The following is a 17,453-nucleotide window of genomic DNA, read 5'->3' on the forward strand; positions in this document are numbered from 1 at the left end:
TTTGTATTTTAAAACGATTCATATTTCCATTTGTAACCCATACCGTGAACCGTTTTTATATAATCATTGACGGTGTAGGCAGCCAGTTTTTTACGAAGGGTGTTGATGTGGACATACACCGTGTCGTAGTTATCGGCCAGGTCGTAATGGTCGCCCCACAGATGTTCGGCGATGGATTGCCTGCTCACGACACGGTTCTTGTTAATCACAAAATACAAAAGAAGCTCGTACTCTTTTTTGGTCAGCCCTACGGGCTCGTCATTAAAACAGACTGTTTTAAAAGCCATATTGATCACCAGTTTGTCCACCTTTATTTCATTTTCCCCGTCAAAAGACCGGCGTCTCAACAGGGCGAAGATCCGTGCGTTGAGCTCTTCCATGTGAAAGGGTTTGGTGATGTAATCATCGGCACCCAGCTCAAGCCCGCTGATTTTATCGTGCAGGGAGTTTTTGGCCGATACAATCAGCACCCCCGGATTTTTATTCTCAGTTTTTATAGTTTCAAGCAAGGATAAACCACTGCCACCAGGCAGCGTGATATCCAGCACAATAATATCGTATTGATAGAGATGCAGTTTTTCCTGTCCTTCCTGAAAATTGGAAGCTTTTTCGCAACGGTAGCCCTGCTCCGTTAAATAGCCCTCCATTTCGTCAAGCAGCAGGGGTTCATCTTCAATCAGTAGTAATTTCATAAAGTACGCTTCTAACTTCAGCTTGTTATCTTTTCGTCTGATTGGTCAGGCAAATTGGGATTTACAAATATTGAACCGTTTTTAACTTAGAAACTCCCGGGTATTTAATACGCGCTTAAAAATATAAAGCGAAATGAGAGAATCAATTCTCAAAGGAAGGAAAATAATTGAACTTGGCCGAAAGTTTAATGAATCTAAATAAATTTTAAATATTAAAAGGCCGTATTTTTGTTGTTTTATTTGTTAATTTACAATACGTTACGGTTTTTTTCTCTTGCTATATTTTCAAATAGGGACATTTAATCTTATTTGGAATTAGTATAGTTTAGAAAAAATTCAGAATTCATTTTTTAATTCGCAGCATGAAAATTCTGATTATGGAGTGTTCGAAGGAAGTAGCTGATAGCATTGCCGGAAATTTATCCGGTCTGGGCTATCAATACGATTTTGTACGAACCTTGGATGCATTAAAACATAATCTGAAAGGCGGTGGATACGACTGCGTAGTGCTTGACACCTCGACGCTGGGCGATTTTAACACAGGGTTCATTGAAGAGCTTCGGACAATCAGCAAGCATGTCGGCTTGATTGTTACCTCCGGAAAGGATTCGTTTCGGGAAAAGATCAATGCATTAAATACCGGTGCAGATGATTATCTGGCAAGGCCATTTGAGCCTTCTGAACTGGCTGTGAGGATTCTGGCTTTATGTCGGAGAACTGCGGTTTATAACAGGGATATCCTGGTTTACAAAGAGATCAAAGTGGATATGCAGGCGAAAATGGTGACCGTCAATGGCGCGCCAATAAACCTGACTAAAAAGGAACTGGAACTGCTTCTGTATTTTCTGGACCATAAGAACAGTGTTATTAAAAAGGATAACCTGATTACGTTTTTATCCGGCCAGTTACACGAATTTAAAAGTAATGCGGACATTATTTATGCACATATCAAAAACCTGAAAAAGAAGATGAGTGACGCCGGATGCACCATGTACCTAAAGACGGTTTATGGTATTGGATATAAATGGGAGGAGTAAAGAAAAATTGCTTTTTTTTGTAAATCTGTTTGTAATAAGTCCAATTAATAATGAATTTTCAACGCAATAGTTAATACAATTTAATCAAATCAATCCTAGCAAAATGCTTAAAATTTCCAACAAATTACGCTACGCTTTTATTGCCCTTGCTGTGGCCGGAATGTCGTCATGCAGCGACGACGATGACGTGACGCCTCCTGTTGTGGTACCACCGGTTGTAGAAACGCCGTTACGTACGAAAATCGACTACGCTACATTAACTGCTACGACTCCTTATACAACGCCCTTTGTTGATAAAAGCAATAAATCGACAGTGGATCTGGCGAACGGAAATAACCGTTATAGGATGTTTCAGGCACTGAATGTAAACATCAGTGCTGCGATTGCAGCCAATAAAACCGTTGATGCCGTTGTTTTGAAAAATATGTTTGGCAATACAGGCAACGCCTTTGCAGATTCAACAAAATTGAATGCATCCGGTGTACAGCTTCGTAACGTGGTTGCGTCCTCATGGCCTGCTGCCGATGCGGAAGCAGTAAGAGTAAGATTTGAAGGACTTTTTACGGAAGTTGCGGAAGTCAGTAAGTCTGTTGCGGAAATAGGAGCGGCGGGCAAGGCTGGGAAAATTGGAACTTATCTTGTTAATAAACAAGGGATTGAGCCAATCCAGATCATTCAAAAATCACTCATTGGTGCTTTGCAGTATGATTACATTGGTAACGTACTTTTGTCCAAAGGTTTGGATGCTGACAACAAAACTATTGTAACTGGTAAAACGTATACGCAGCTGGAACAAAATTGGGACGAGGCATATGGATTGTTAACGCTGAACCCAGTATATCTTATCGGTTCGACGGATGAGAAAAGAGGTACAACTGAATTTGCATTGGGATCCTATGTTTGGGAGTATAACAAAGGTGCGTATGCAAAAATCTACCCTGCCTTTTTGAAAGGTCGTGCGGCGATTGCCAATAACGACAAAACCGAATTAAAAGCGCAGGCCGATTTTATCAAAGCGGAAATTGAAAAAGCCATTGCAGCTGCGGCTGTCGGCTATTTGGATAAATACAATAAGGCTACCACAGACGCTGCCCGTGTACACGCAATGGGCGAGGGACTTGGATTTATTTATTCCCTTCGCTTTGCAACGGTTAACGGTGGAACGGCTAAATTTTCAGATGATATTTTAGTAGCATTGGTTGGATCACCAAACGGCGTGTGGGATTTAACGCCTGCAAAAGTTGCAGCTGCATCTGACGCGATCAAAGCGAAATTTAAGCTGTAATAGCAAGTAATTAATACCTTTTATTTAAAGGATTGCCCGCATTTTGCCGGCAATCCTTTCCCTATTTATTATTGATATGAAAAACTTTAAATGGACACAAGCCGGGTTAGTATTGCTAGTTGCCATGCTGATTTATGCCTGTTCTGGAAGCAGTGATAACAAAAACCCGAATCCGGAGCCCGTTGACCAGGGCAAAAATCGTAAGGCCGTTTTAACCCACTGGGCGGATAATATCATCGTTCCTTCGTATGCCAACTACAAGGTAAAACAGGATGCCATGATAGCCAAGAGTATTGCTTTCGCGGCCAAGCCGGATGCAGCTTCCCTTACGGCGTTTCGTCAGGCCTGGGCCGATGCTTACGTGGAATGGCAGAAAGTTGAACTTTTTGATGTTGGCCCGGGCGCAAAACGTGCGATCAGAAGTTATATTAATATCTACCCAACCCATGTGAAAGGGATTGAAGCCAATATCCAAAATCCTGCGAGCAACCTGGAAACGGCAGCATCGTTTGACAAACAAGGTTTTCCGGCATTGGATTATCTTTTGAATGGCGTGGGCAGTAACGATACCGAAATTGTTGGTTATTACGCGTCACCTTCCGAAGGCACCAAAAGACTGGCTTACATCAAACGTATCACCGATCATATGGATGCGCTTGTTTCGGGCGTCATTGCGGATTGGAACGGTACTTATCACGAAGAGTTTGTAACCAAAACAGGTACGGATATCGGCTCGCCCATGGGAGAACTGGTCAACGGTTATATACTGAACTATGAGCGTTACATCCGTTCCGGTAAATTTGGAATTCCGTCAGGTGCTATGCTGAACGGCGTTGTGGCTGCGGATAAAGTGGAGGCATTTTATAAAAGAGATATTTCCAAAACGCTAGCACAAACGGCACATCAGGCTTCATCTGATTTTTTTAATGGAAAAAATGTGAAAACCGGCGCAGAAGGACCTTCCTTTAAATCTTATCTGGATGCATTGGGCACAAAGGACGTGGCGTCAGGCAAAACATTAAGCGAGACCATTAATACTGAATTTATTGCCGGTAAAGTCAAAATTGATGCTTTGAAACCAGACCTTTATCAGGAAGTGCTGACCAACAATCAGGCGATGAAGGACACGTATACTGAGCTTCAAAAGGCAGTAAGGATGCTGAAAGTCGACATGACATCGGCCATGAGTATTACGATTACTTATACCGATAACGACGGAGATTAATTGAAGTCAGTCTGATTAATTGAAAACGTACGCCCGACCGGATCACCCGTTATAATGATTGCATATTTAGAAAAAAAGACGTCTGCTGCCCCGCTGGCTGTGTTCAGAATGATGCTCAGCTTGATGCTATTCATCAGTCTTGCACGTTTTTGGAGCAAAGGCTGGATTTATGAGCTTTACATAAAACCACGTTACTTTTTTTCTTTTTTCGGCTTTGAATTCGTGAAGCCGCTTGGGCAATATACTTATCTGCTTTTCGCAGTTTGTATGCTCTCAGCAATTTTTGTCATGGTGGGATATTATTACAGACCTGCCATGATCACCTTGTTTATGAGTTTTACTTACATAGAACTTATCGACAAAAGCACGTATCTGAATCATTATTATTTCATCAGTTTGCTGTGTCTGATGATGATGTTTTTACCAGCTCATGTGTATTTTTCAGTGGATGCTTATCGTGACAAAAAACTTTTGTCGGGCTATATCCCGCGTTGGTGCATTGATGTGATTAAACTTTTGGTATTCATATTGTACTTTTATGCGGGGCTGGCCAAGTTGAACAGCGATTGGCTGATTTCGGCGCTGCCGCTTAAAATTTGGCTCCCGGCCCGAAACGATATGCCGGTGATCGGTTTTCTTTTTAACTATGAATGGATACCCTTTGCTTTTAGCTGGTTTGGTTGTTTGTATGATTTGTGTATTGTGTTTTTATTATTAAACCGTAAAACCAGACCTTTCGCATACTTTACCGTGATCGTATTTCATTTAATGACGGCGATCTTGTTTCCGATCGGCATGTTTCCCTACGTCATGATCGGGACGGGGCTGATTTTTTTCTCACCCGGTTTTCACGGGAAAATTATTGAAAAAGCCCGTTCACTTTTCAAGCTCCCGACGGCGTTCCTGGATGCGCCGAAAGCCTATGTTTTTTCACCCGTAAAGGGCAAATTACTGATTCTCGGTTTTGCCGTATTTTTTCTTTTTCAGCTGCTGTTTCCTTTCCGTTATCTGCTTTATCCGGGAGCGCTTTTCTGGACGGAACAGGGATACCGGTTTTCATGGCGGGTGATGCTGATGGAAAAGGCGGGCTATGCGCAGTTTACTGTGATCGATAAAAACGGGAAACAGGAGGTTGTTAATAACACGGATTTTCTGACGACGCTTCAGGAGAAAATGATGGCTACGCAGCCGGATTTTATTTTACAGTATGCACACATTTTGAAAGATTATTATTCAAGACACGGTTTTCAATCCCCGCAGGTGTACGTAGATTCATACGTGGCGCTGAATGGAAGACTTGGAAAACCATTGATTAACCCAAAAACAGATTTGGCCAGGGAAGTTGATTCCTTCCGGAACAAACCCTGGATTATCCCATTAAATGATGAAATTAAAGGCTTTTAGTACGATTTTATTTTGTTTTTCGCTGTCCTGTCTTTTTGGCCAACAACGTATTAGCGGTGTGGTCAGGTCTCAGCCGGACAGTATTCCCTTACATTATTGTCAGGTTTTTCTTGACGATAAACAATCTGTGATGACGGATCAGGATGGCGCATTTTCTTTTACATCCGTTGCGAAAGGAAATCATACGCTGAAGATATCCGCAAATAATTTCAAACCTGTGAAACAGAACGTCGTGGTAAAGGGTAAAGATTTATCGCTGACGATATTTTTGCAATCTACCGAACTGGATCTTGATGAGGTTACGGTATCGGAAAGGAGAACAGATTTCGGTTTTTCAAGAATGCGCGGAGTGGAAAGTATGGGGATTTATGAAGGAAAAAAATCCGAAGTGATCACGCCGGATCAGCTTGTTGCGAACTTGTCGACGAATAACGCCAGACAAATTTATGCACGGGTGGCCGGTCTGAATATATGGGAAAACGAAGGAGGCGGATTGCAGCTCAGCATCGGCGGCCGCGGACTGGATCCGAACCGTACCTCCAATTTTAATGTAAGGCAAAACGGTCATGATATCAGTGCCGATGCGCTGGGATATCCGGAGAGTTATTACACGCCTCCGGTGGAAGCCGTTGGGAAAATTCAGATCGTCAGAGGGGCGGCTTCGCTGCAATATGGAACGCAGTTTGGGGGACTTATCAATTTTGTGATGCGTAAACCGGTGCAGGACCGAAAGCTTGAACTCGTTGCCAGACAAAGTGTTGGTTCTTTTGGTTTTTATAATGCTTTTACCAGCGCGAGCGGCACCGTGGGAAAACTAAGTTATTATACTTTTTTTCAGTATAAAAAAGCCGACGGCTGGCGGGACAACTCACATTTTAACAACTATACGCTTTATGCTGATGTCGACTATCGCCTTACAGAAAAGACTTCCATCGGTGTTGATGTGACGCGCATGAGCTACCTGGCCAAACAGCCCGGCGGTCTTTCCGACGCCATGTTTGCCGATAATCCAAAGCAAACCAACCGTGAACGGAACTGGTTTGACGTGGGCTGGAACATGTTGGCGGTTCATTTTGACCATAAATTCAATCAGAGTTCGGACCTGAACGTTCGCCTTTTCGGGTTAAGTGCGCATCGTTATTCTGTTGGATTCAGACCCAACCGGGTGGCAACCATTGATGATAACAGTGCACGTGATCTGATCAAAGGTGAATTTACAAACTGGGGTGCTGAGGCCAGATATCTTAAACGCTATACTTTGGCGCAAAAATCGTCGGTCCTTTTGGTGGGCGGCAGATATTATCATGGTTTTAACCATAGTTTGCAGGGACAGGGGAGCACGGGAAAAGATGCGGATTTTAATTTTGTAGAACCTGCGCGTTTTATTACATACGATTACCGTTTTCCTAACCGTAATGTTTCGCTGTTTGCTGAAAATATATTTTACCTGAATGACAAACTTTCCGTAACGCCTGGTTTACGTTATGAATTCATCAGCACCAAGGCGGATGGTTTTTATGGCAATGTGCAGCGGGATCTTGCCGGAAATGTTATCAACATCACCCGCACGGACGAGTTTCGCAAAAACAACCGTCAGTTTCTTCTGGCCGGTATCGGTGTGAGTTATAAACCCTTTGCGAAATCGGAAATATACGCCAACGTTTCGCAGAATTATCGTTCGATTACTTTTAGCGACATGCGTATCTCGAACCCTTCATCCGTTATTGATCCTGATATGAAGGACGAAAAAGGCTATTCCATTGATCTGGGTGTCAGAAGCCAGCAGACTTCGGCTTTTAATTATGATGTGAGTTTGTTCTATCTTAATTACAACAACCGGATCGGAGAAATTCAGTTTTATGATGAAAGTAACAGGATCCTGCGTTTGCGCAGCAATGTCGGCCAGGCGGTGATTATGGGTATTGAATCCTATGCAGAGGCTGATTTTTACAAATTGCTGGTTCCTGAAAGCAAGGATTTTAGCACGGTTGTGTTTGGCAATTTCGCGTTTATTAAATCGGAATATAAAAAGAGCATCATGCCGGGTGTACAGGGTAATCAGGTTGAATTCGTGCCAAAGGTTAATATGAAAACCGGGGTAAGGATCGGTTATAAAAAGTTAAAAGGATCGTTTCAGTTTACACATTTGACCGATCAGTTTTCTGATGCCACCAACGCAAGAGACGGCGGCATTTCTTCGGTTGTAGGCTTGATTCCGGCTTACACGATCATGGATGTCAGTTTGTCTTATGAATTTAAAAAGTTCAGAATCGAGGGAAGCTGCAACAATCTGGCCAATACCATGTATTATACCAGAAGGGCCACGGGCTATCCGGGTCCCGGCATTTTGCCTTCCGATGAACGTGGTTATTATCTGACTTTACAGGTGAAAATCTAAATGACCTGCAAGTGATCTGGGTAAAATACCAAACCGGTAGGATTAGAACTTATAATTATAGCCCACCCGGATCACCTGTGTTTCGTAATAGTCTGAACTGATGTAATGAAATCCGTCACCATTCACCGTCTTTTTAATCACCAGGGTGTTGAACAGATCCGTTGCATTGATGAAGTAGTCGCCTTTTTTGACCTGCTTTTTAATACCAGCATCCACTGAAAACCTCGATCCCGTTTTGCCCTGAGGGATAATATCAGGTGCCAGATACACGGTCGATACCTGCGCTTCCAGACCTTTTCCAAGTTTCAGCATGGCATTGATTTTTCCGTTGCCCGACATGAGCTGCTGCTTTTTACTGGTGTAGATGCTTGTGACCGGGTACTTGTTTTCGACGGAGAATTTGTTGATTGTATTTCTGTAAATCGTCATACTGGTGTTAACGGTAAGCCACGGGGCAAACTGCTGCTGCCAGATTAATTCTGCTCCGGTATTATAACTTTTGCCAGCGTTTTGAAATATATTGTAAATGATCGTACTGCCCGGCACGGTACTGCTGATCCGCGTAATGGTGCCGTCGGTCATCCGGTGAAACAATGCTGCATAGATGTAGCCGGTTGACCAGTTGGTCTTGTAACCTGCTTCCCAGGCGTTGGTAAATTGTGGGCGAAGGGTCGGGTTTCCGATTTTGATAATCTCGGCATCGTCATATTTTGGGAAAATGCGTATATCAACCTCATTGGGCCTGTCAACGCGGCGGTTATAGAATAACGACACTCTGTTTTTGTCGTCAATTTTATAAGTAAACCTGATGTTTGGAAACGGTTGGGTGTAATGGTATCCGGCGCTTTTATAGGTTGGATGATTGGGATTGACACTGTAACGAAGGTCCACATATTCAACGCGGATACCGGCTTCCACTTCCAGACGTTGATTTTCAAAAACATAATTGCTGTACAGCGCCGGAATTGTTTCGTTGTAATTGGCCCAGCCACCCGCCGCACTATCGATGGGCGAATTCAGTCCGGGGAAAAACTGCATGTTGGTCGGAATGTAACGCTTTCGGACTTTCAGCCCCGCTTCCAGGTGCCCGTATTTGAGTGGCTTGATGTAATCGACGGTCAGGTCCACCACATTTTCATCAGAAAGTAGTTTAAACGCATCTTTCCCGGTAAATGTCGGAAGGGTATTCGTGAAAAAATACTTTTCATCCTCTCTGTGAAAGGTGTAGTTTAACCCGAAATTTAACAAATGCCCCGGTTGCAAAAATTTATGCTGAAAGGTAGTCGTTGCTGTCGCCGTTGTTTTTAGCTCATCCTCCAAAAATTGCCATAAGCGTTTTCTTTCAGAAAGACTGGCGTTGAAAAATGGCTCATCGCCACGGTCAATGATTTTTTCACTGCTGAAAAGCGCAGAAAGCGAAAAGGTGTTATTGGCATCTATGTTGTAGTCAATGCCTGTTTTACCCGTAACGATATTGGTATTTCTGTTTCTTTTTGTTTGCTGGCGGACCACCTCGCCGCTATCATAATAACGGTCAACAAACTCGTTTTTGTTGAGGGTAGGGGTGTGCATATAATCACCCTGAAAATAAATGTTGACCTTGTTTTTTCGATAATTGAGCGAGAGCGATGGATTCAGTTTAAATGTCCTGCGGTATTGGGGACGTATATCGGGCAGGTTTTCTTTTTTGATCCAAAGCGCGCCCAGTCCGCTTGACAGCCCGATTTTTCCGTTAAAACCTTCCTGTTTATTCTTTTTGTAAATGATATTGATAATCCCAGCGTTCCCGTTCGCATCGTACTTTGCGGAAGGATTATTGATCACTTCGATCTTTTCGATGGCCGAGGCGGGAATATTGTCAAGACTGGTCTGATTTCCAAAACCTGTGAGGGCAGTTTGTTTCCCGTCAACAAGGATCACCACCCGGTCATTACCCCGGATCGCGACCTTGCCATCCTGATCGGTCGTAATTCCGGGCAGGTTTTTCATAGCTTGTAAAAGCGAGCCGCCGCTTTGACTGATGTTATCGGTTACCGAAAATGTTTTTTTATCCATATGGGTGCTTGGACCTTCCCCATTTGCTCCTGTGACGGTTATTTCATTGAGCTGCTGGATACTTTCCTGCAAACGAAATATGCCCAGACCTAAAAAAGAACTCAGTGTCCCGACCAGTACCGGATGTGTTGAGGTCTGGTATCCGAGGTAAGAAATTTCCATAATATAGTGACCGGTACTGACGTCACTAAGGCTAAAAAGTCCTTTGTCGTTCGTGATTGTTCCGGAGACAAAAGAACTGTCGGCTTGTTTTTTCAAGGCAACATTGACAAAAGGCAGCGCTTTGTTTTCCCTGACATCATTCACGGTTCCTGATAGCGTGACCTTCACAGATTGCGCATGGGTAGTTAAGAAACACACCAGGATCAGGCTTAGCAAAAATAAATTTCTCATCGTATCGTCATTTCATTCATGGTGACGCAAGAAGCAATACGATTTCGAAGAAATTTTAAATTTTGTAACTGATTGAGAAATGAACTCTCATTTATAGCAATTAGCTATATACGATTAGATTAGTAACCGAATGATTAATAGCGTTTTATGAAAAATAATAACATAAACTAATTTTTCGCTACTACTTAATAGCGGTTCAAAATGAATTTTTGGCCCATAGATAACCAGCAATAAAGGCAAGGATGAAACCGATAGGACCGTAGACGAAGATGCAGGTCATGCTCGCTTCAACGCTTCGGTCGTGAGCGTTTGAGGAAAATTTTCCGATCAGGTAATAGCTCAGGAAAGCGGCGAAAGCATAACCGACGATACCTGCAATCAGTGCAATGCCAAAGTATTTCATAGATTTTGAACCAGTTAGTGTGCTGATAATCTCAAAGTTAACATCATGAACGCTAAGTTTCAACGGTTTCAATTTTTAGCAGCTATAATATTAATAGGGTCAGGCTTGCAAAGACAATATTTTATATTGTACTTTGCTATACAAAGTACTTTTGTTTTAAGAAAACAATAGCGCATACTTTGTTTTAATGTAAGTCCTTGAAATAGTTTTTGTTATCCAGGGCGTGGTGTAAGATGAAAATGATATGAAATATTTTGTCAGTGAAGATTCGATTGTACGAAAAATATGGGGGCAGGCGGATGCTATCCTTTTTATTTTTGCCGGAGCATCGGCGGAATTTGCCCTGAACAAGGCTGTTGACTGGCTTTATTTTACGGGTAGGCTTCCCACAGATCCTTTGGGACGACTTTTCTCAACGGTTGGGTATGCGCGGCAAATTGTTTTTTCTGAATATGACGCGGCCATACATGCCATTGATAAGATCACAGCGATCCATCAGGGCGTAGAGAAAGAGAGGGGAGCCAAAATTCCGGATTGGGCCTATCGGGATGTATTATTTATGCTGGTCGATTATTCGATCCGTTCTTTCGAAGTGCTGGAAAGGAAGCTGACAGAAGATGAGAAAGGGGAGATCTTCGAGGTTTTTCATCAGGTAGGGGCCAGGATGGATATTTCCGGCCTGCCCCAGCATTATGAGCAGTGGCGGATTATGAGGGAGGAACATTTAAAAGAAAACCTGTTGAAGAGCGATTTTACGCTGGATTTATACAAACAATACAAAAAACATCTTGGTCCGGTCAGATACCGGCTGCTCCTTCAGGTACAGGTTTTGGTGGTTCCTGAACGGGTCAATGCGCTGCTTTCTCTGGGTAATTTCCGGGTACTGGATCCTGTGCTTTCACTGTATAAGTTAACCCGTTTTTTCGGGATCGAAAAGGTCATCAGAAATAGCATACTGCCACGGGATTACAAAAAACAAGTGATAGATCTGGATGGAATGTAAGGATTTTTACCGTTAAGTATTTTTATTGAACTTATTGTAAGTGGTTTAACATCAGTGTGATAATAATTTTTCTAAATTTGTCACACACGAAACCCTTATATATGTTATGAAAAAAATACTAAAAATTACCGGCATTGTTTTAGCCGTGGTACTCCTTGCTGCCATTGCTGCCGGCACTTATGTGAAAACTGCCTTACCGGATGTAGGAGAAGCTCCGGATCTGGCGATTGAGAAAACAGCGGCGAGAGTGGAGCGGGGCAAGTACATTGCCAACCACGTGTCTGTTTGTATGGATTGCCATAGTACCCGTGACTGGAACCGGTTTACCGCTCCGTTGACTGGAAACTTTGGTGGTGGCGGCGAAAAATTCAGCAGGGACTTGGGCTTTCCCGGTGAATTTTATGCGAGAAATATTACGCCCTATGCGCTTTCGGAATGGACTGACGGAGAGATTTTCAGAGCCATCACGACGGGCGTAAGCAAAAAGGGGAATGCGCTGTTTCCGGTGATGCCATACCATGCTTTCGGTCAGCTCGATAAGGAAGATATTTATAGTATCATTGCCTACCTGCGAACATTGGAACCCGTGAAAAACGATGTGCCCGAGGCGAAAGCAGATTTTCCTGTTAATATTCTTATCAATACCATGCCGGCAAAGGCTGTCCTGCGTGTAAAGCCGTCCGAAAGTGATACTTTAAATTATGGAAAATATCTTGTGACGGCCGCTTCGTGCGTAATGTGTCATAGTAAAATGGAAAAAGGACAAACAGTAGCAGGAAGCGAGTTTGGCGGTGGGATGGAATTTAAAATTCCGTCGGGCACCGTGCGTTCAGTTAATATTACGCCCGATAAAAAGACTGGCCTGGGGCTCTGGAATGAAGAGACTTTTGTCAAACGGTTCAAAATGTACGCGGACTCCGGCTATGTTCCGCATGCCATCGGCCCGAAAGATATGAACACGCCGATGCCCTGGACCATGTACGCGGGTATGAAAGAATCTGACCTGAAAGCAATTTTCAGTTATCTTCAGTCACTTCCGCCAAAAGACCATGCTGTTGTTAAATTCGTGGCGAATTGATTGGTGAGGTTGTAAGATAACCTTGGAAATTTTGCCCTTACCAAATGGAACAGGTGTTCTGTTTGGTAAGGGCAAAGTGGGAGTGATTTAACTATTTCTGTTGATTGTAGTCATAACTTACCATCCAGTTAATCCCGAATTTGTCTGTGAGCATGCCAAAAAATGAACCCCAGAAGGTTTTTTCCAAAGGCATGTTGATTCTTCCGTCCGCAGATAATCCGTTAAATATTTGCGTGGCCTCTGCCTCGCTGTCAACATTGATGGAGATCTGGATATTATTTCCGTCAATGGTATGTTTTGCCCATTCCCCGCCTACGTCACTTCCCATCAGTAACGTTTCTTTGCTAATCGGCAGGGAGATGTGCATGATCTTTTCACCGTCTATTTCATGGGCATGACCGTTTTCTGATGGCGGCATATCCTTGTAACGGCCTGTAAAGGCAAATTCACCGCCAAAAACGGATTTGTAAAAATTAAATGCTTCTTCGCAATTACCCTTGAAATTGATGTAGGGGTTAATTTGTGCCATACCAGGTTTTAAGTTTCGTGTGATCGAACAATTATTTTGAAAGTGCAGCAGGAATATTTTTCCTGAATGTGAATGTGAATGTTCTGGTACATCCTGCAATCAATTTTCGGCGTGCAGGGCCATGCGGTTTCCTTCTGAATCAATAAAAAAGGCCATGTATCCAATTTCTTCGCTGATCTGGGTGCGTGGCATAATGACTTGCCCACCGGCACCTTCGATCTTATCAATGACGGTCTGAATATTGGGATTGGCGTTCAGATACACAATTGCGCCATCCATGCCGGGCTTGAACATATCACCTTTTACCAGTGCTCCAGACACTTTCCCCGATTGGCCTTCCATGTCATAAGGCAGGAAAGTCATTTCCATGCCCATCATTTCCTGGGTTTCCATTTGTATGTCCAGGATCGTTTCATAAAACTTCTTTGCTCTTGCTGTTTCGGCAACCGGTATTTCAAACCAGTTTAGCGCGTTCGTATTCGGGCTGATTTTTTCCATGATTTTGGTGGTTTTTGTTTTTATAAATTTAGGTAATAATAAGTATAAATTATTCTCCCTAAAATTATGTTTTTGGTTTTCGCGTTAAATTTTAGTGATCAACATACCGCGGCATTGAACATTGATTTTCTTGTATTTGCCAAAGAATCCAGATAATAAGTTTACCTTCGTCCCCCAATTTCAAAAACGCTCCTTATGAATTCGCAGAATCAGTTGGGTGAGGCGCCGGTAAAATCGCTGTTTTTTAAGTACTATATTCCGGCACTCACCAGTATTTTATCCGTAACGTTTCATCAGGTTGTCAATGGGATTATTCTCGGACAGCAGGTCGGGAAGGAAGGACTGGCTGCTGTCGGTTTGTATGGACCGGTCGTAATCGTTTTTATTGCTTTAACGCTTCCGGTTATGGTTGGAGGCGGCATTCTGATCGGCAAAAGTATTGGCGCGGGAAATTATCAGAACGCCCAGCAGATTTTTCAGTTTGCCACTACGCTGGCATTGCTGTTTGGGGGGATTATTGCATTCAGTTCACCGCTGTTAATTAAACCCATTGCTGATTTTCTGGCGGGTAATGAGCATAGCAAGATCGTCGATTATTTGTCTGATTATATGTTCTGGCAGTTAATCAGCCTGCCTTTTTTCTTTCTGAGAATGTTTTGGGGAAATTTTATCAGCAACGATAGCGGCCCCAAAGTTTCCAGAAATGCGTCACTGATCGGGGTCGCGCTGAATGTTATTTTAGACGTACTTTTGGTTATGGGCCTGCATTTAGGCGTGGAGGGGGCATCCATTGCCACGGCCGTTTCGATCTTCGTTTCGGCTTCCTATCTATTTTTCTATATTCGAAAAGGGAAAAACAATTTCAGTTTCCGTAATTTTCAGTTTACCCTTAAATGCGAGGAATGGAAAGTGCTGGTTCATTTTGGACTTCCGTCTTTCGCTTCGGAACTTTCTTTTTCCTCTGGTCTTTTGATGATCAGTCACAGTGTTGTTCCTTATGGGCCACTGGCGGTGGCGGCTTTTGGGCTGGTGAATTATTTGAGCTTCATATTTATCCGGCTTTTTACCGCAGCCATGATTGCGTCGCTTCCCATCATTTCATTTAACATTGGCGCAAAGTTACCGGTTCGCGTTTTGGACATTTTTAAGTTTGCATTTAGCTTTACCCTCGTGCTTGGTTTCATTGTAACAGCCGTTGGGTTTATAGTTCCGGATCTGCTGGTCGGCTTGGTTTCTGAAAATGAAACGGACGAATTTGCAAATGTTGCAGGCAATGCTACAAAACTCTATTTTATTCTTTTCATTGGCGCTGGTCCTAATTACATCCTGTCGGCTTACCTTCAAAGCATTGGCAAGTCGGGGCCGGCTACTTCGATCAATATCCTAAAAGGCTTTTTGCTTATTGCTGTGTTTATGTTTTTGCTCACGGAGTATTTTAAAATGGGGCTGAACGGCATTTTATTGTCCCGCTCGTTTGCGGAGATATTTACATTGGTTCTTGTGATCGGATACACGCTTTACAGGAAGGAAGATTTCTTTGCCGAGGATGCAATTATCGCGAAAACTTAAATAAGTTTCCCGTTAATCGCTGTTCCGTACTTTTACGAAAGTGTGATCACATGTCTGAAAGGTGTAAAACCGGTTATGTAAACCGTTGGCGCTTCCATCGCAGGTAAAGAACCGCGTAAACTTATGTTTTTATGTAATGCCGCCCCTGGCCCAAACGTGATCGTGTTTTCACCAAGCGTGTATGTACCATTACCTTCTTTCAATAACCAGGAATCCTTGGTGTTTTCGATTTTGGACGCACCGTTAAGTACGCCTCCCGGTCGGAATACAAATTCCCAGGCAACGGGTACTCGTTCGGTACCGCTGGTTGTGATCTCTATTTCGATTCCTTCTTTTGCTTCATGTATTAAAATTTTGGTTTCAAGGATTTGTACTTCACTTTGCGGGCGGTTTGTTTTGGGCATTTTCTCCCAATCTCCGTCAGACGATATTTTGTCGACCGGATAAGGCTGAAAATATGGGCCGTCTAATTTTTGGGTCAACTCCCATCCGCGTTCTGTTTTGGTAATGGTGTCAGCCTGAAACTGGCCTTTGCCGAAAAAGGAAGAAGCAAAACGCACACCCTGTAATACCGCATTTCCTTTCATGAAAGTGAGCCAAACAGGATTTTTTGCAATCAAAGTGCTGTCCCACTGGTTGCGCCGGATGCGTACCAGTTCTGAATTTGGAAAGGATTTGACGTACGCGACGGGCAATGATTTCGCTGGTGGCAGGTTAGCCCAAAGAGATGGATCGGCTAAAAAATAATCGAGGAAACCACCAATTTTGGGTCCGGCTGTTTGCTCGATCAAAGCACACATGGCCGAATAGGATCCGTTGGCATCCAAAAGGGCCAGATACCGGTATGGATAATAGTAATTTTCTAATGTTCCGATCAGTGCTTTGTCTTGCCTGCCTGATGCGTCGGTAACAATTTCGCCATTCGGGTGAACGTAGTACATGGTCATGTCCAGGTTACGACGAACGGCATCTAGAAGTGCCGGTTTGTTAAAACCTTTTGCAATGGTTATCAGCAGACGATCCGAAAGTGCCGAATAGATGTAGGTGCTTTTTTCATTAAACTGACCATCTGAATCGAGGTCAATGTGTTCCCCAAGCCATTGTTCGGCTCTGGCAGCATATTTTGGATCCGGCCATAAGGTATACAATTTAGCCAAAGCAGCCGAAACGACCCAGCGATGATTGGGGGTATGGATGCCACCTACGGACAGCGCATCGCCGGCCCGGAGAAGAAATGTTTTCAGGTTGGACAAGAGGTTTTCCTGGCCCTTTGTTTTGGACTTTTCTATCAAAACATAAGCCATCACCAGCCGTTTTACAATAAAGCCAGTGTCAGGTGTTGAATGAAAATTAGTCGATAGCAGATCAATCGTGCCATCTGAATGTTGTGTTTTTACCAGATATAGCGCCGCCAGATTCATATCATTCAACAGCTCAGCGGATTGATAAAACTGGGATGAGGGCGAGGAAAGCGAACAGGAGCCCCATTGAATGACAGCAGCAGTATTGTGCGGATTCAAAATATCGAAACCATCCATGACACCTCCAAAGTCCGGACTTTTCGCGTCCTTAACCTGTAAAGTTCTTAAATGAGTTATCCCTTTATCATTGTTTTTTATCAGTTCCAGAAGCCATGGCGGCATTTTTTCAACGCGGGTGGGGATAATGCCCGAAATATTAACGATTGGCGCAGCACAGCATAGGACAACTGACTTGTTAACGAATTCTCGTCTGTTCATGGAATCTGGATTTAGCTGTTATCAAAAGTAGGAGGGCGTTCATGTTTACTAATTTATTTTGTAATAAAATTTGTTTAAACAAAAATATTCCGGGAATGTATTGATAGGATTCTGTCTGAAATTTGTTTAAATTAATGCATAAATT

At 43.2% G+C, this 17,453-nt stretch carries 14 protein-coding genes; 8 read left to right on the forward strand and 6 right to left on the reverse strand.

Annotated features, from left to right (window positions below; all coding sequences use genetic code 11):
• Positions 1–8 precede the first annotated feature (8 nt).
• Positions 9–692 carry a response regulator transcription factor gene (locus RB622_RS06870; protein WP_308045815.1) on the reverse strand — a complete coding sequence of 228 codons (684 nt, stop codon included), beginning with the start codon at positions 690–692 and terminating at the stop codon, positions 9–11.
• 362 nt (positions 693–1,054) lie between these two features.
• On the opposite strand from RB622_RS06870, the gene RB622_RS06875 reads away from it, so the two are divergent.
• From RB622_RS06875 to RB622_RS06895, 5 genes are all read left to right on the forward strand, one after another.
• Positions 1,055–1,729, forward strand: coding sequence for a response regulator transcription factor (locus tag RB622_RS06875; protein WP_308045816.1), 675 nt, complete (start codon positions 1,055–1,057; stop codon positions 1,727–1,729).
• Positions 1,730–1,832: 103 nt separating this feature from the next.
• The gene (locus RB622_RS06880) at positions 1,833–3,014 is read left to right on the forward strand and encodes a DUF4856 domain-containing protein (RefSeq protein ID WP_308045817.1); all 1,182 of its coding nucleotides are present in this window, start codon (positions 1,833–1,835) and stop codon (positions 3,012–3,014) included.
• A 76-nt stretch (positions 3,015–3,090) separates the two neighbouring features.
• The gene (locus RB622_RS06885) at positions 3,091–4,239 is read left to right on the forward strand and encodes an imelysin family protein (protein WP_308045818.1); all 1,149 of its coding nucleotides are present in this window, start codon (positions 3,091–3,093) and stop codon (positions 4,237–4,239) included.
• Between the two features lie 54 nt (positions 4,240–4,293).
• Positions 4,294–5,643 (forward strand): HTTM domain-containing protein, encoded by a 1,350-nt coding sequence (locus RB622_RS06890; protein ID WP_308045819.1) that lies wholly within the window; start codon positions 4,294–4,296, stop codon positions 5,641–5,643.
• On the forward strand, positions 5,621–8,041 hold the full coding sequence (locus RB622_RS06895) for a TonB-dependent receptor domain-containing protein (RefSeq protein ID WP_308045820.1): 2,421 nt from the start codon (positions 5,621–5,623) through the stop codon (positions 8,039–8,041). The genes RB622_RS06890 and RB622_RS06895 overlap by 23 nt, the downstream gene beginning before the upstream one ends.
• A 42-nt stretch (positions 8,042–8,083) precedes the next feature.
• Here RB622_RS06895 and RB622_RS06900 read toward each other — a convergent pair whose 3' ends face one another.
• Together RB622_RS06900 and RB622_RS06905 are read right to left on the reverse strand one after the other, a co-directional pair.
• Positions 8,084–10,489, reverse strand: a complete 2,406-nt coding sequence (locus tag RB622_RS06900) for an outer membrane beta-barrel family protein (protein ID WP_308045821.1) — start codon at positions 10,487–10,489, stop codon at positions 8,084–8,086.
• A gap of 196 nt (positions 10,490–10,685) precedes the next feature.
• Positions 10,686–10,955: a hypothetical protein gene (locus RB622_RS06905; RefSeq protein ID WP_308045822.1), complete on the reverse strand. Its 270-nt coding sequence runs from the start codon at positions 10,953–10,955 to the stop codon at positions 10,686–10,688.
• 181 nt (positions 10,956–11,136) lie between these two features.
• On the opposite strand from RB622_RS06905, the gene RB622_RS06910 reads away from it, so the two are divergent.
• Together RB622_RS06910 and RB622_RS06915 are read left to right on the forward strand one after the other, a co-directional pair.
• The gene (locus RB622_RS06910; RefSeq protein WP_308045823.1) at positions 11,137–11,895 is read left to right on the forward strand and encodes an oxygenase MpaB family protein; all 759 of its coding nucleotides are present in this window, start codon (positions 11,137–11,139) and stop codon (positions 11,893–11,895) included.
• Positions 11,896–12,001: 106 nt separating this feature from the next.
• Positions 12,002–12,973, forward strand: coding sequence for a c-type cytochrome (locus RB622_RS06915; protein WP_308045824.1), 972 nt, complete (start codon positions 12,002–12,004; stop codon positions 12,971–12,973).
• Between the two features lie 91 nt (positions 12,974–13,064).
• On the opposite strand, the gene RB622_RS06920 is transcribed toward RB622_RS06915, so the two are convergent.
• Together RB622_RS06920 and RB622_RS06925 are read right to left on the reverse strand one after the other, a co-directional pair.
• On the reverse strand, positions 13,065–13,502 hold the full coding sequence (locus tag RB622_RS06920; protein ID WP_308045825.1) for a VOC family protein: 438 nt from the start codon (positions 13,500–13,502) through the stop codon (positions 13,065–13,067).
• Between the two features lie 99 nt (positions 13,503–13,601).
• Positions 13,602–14,000 carry a VOC family protein gene (locus RB622_RS06925; RefSeq protein ID WP_308045826.1) on the reverse strand — a complete coding sequence of 133 codons (399 nt, stop codon included), beginning with the start codon at positions 13,998–14,000 and terminating at the stop codon, positions 13,602–13,604.
• A 195-nt stretch (positions 14,001–14,195) separates the two neighbouring features.
• Between RB622_RS06925 and RB622_RS06930 the strand changes: the two genes are divergently transcribed.
• Positions 14,196–15,569 carry an MATE family efflux transporter gene (locus RB622_RS06930; RefSeq protein ID WP_308045827.1) on the forward strand — a complete coding sequence of 458 codons (1,374 nt, stop codon included), beginning with the start codon at positions 14,196–14,198 and terminating at the stop codon, positions 15,567–15,569.
• A gap of 32 nt (positions 15,570–15,601) precedes the next feature.
• Here RB622_RS06930 and RB622_RS06935 read toward each other — a convergent pair whose 3' ends face one another.
• Positions 15,602–17,308 (reverse strand): hypothetical protein, encoded by a 1,707-nt coding sequence (locus tag RB622_RS06935; protein WP_308045828.1) that lies wholly within the window; start codon positions 17,306–17,308, stop codon positions 15,602–15,604.
• Positions 17,309–17,453 lie beyond the last annotated feature (145 nt).

It is taken from the genome of Dyadobacter sp. LHD-138 (genome assembly GCF_030929615.1).
Taxonomy (GTDB): Bacteria; Bacteroidota; Bacteroidia; order Cytophagales; family Spirosomataceae; genus Dyadobacter.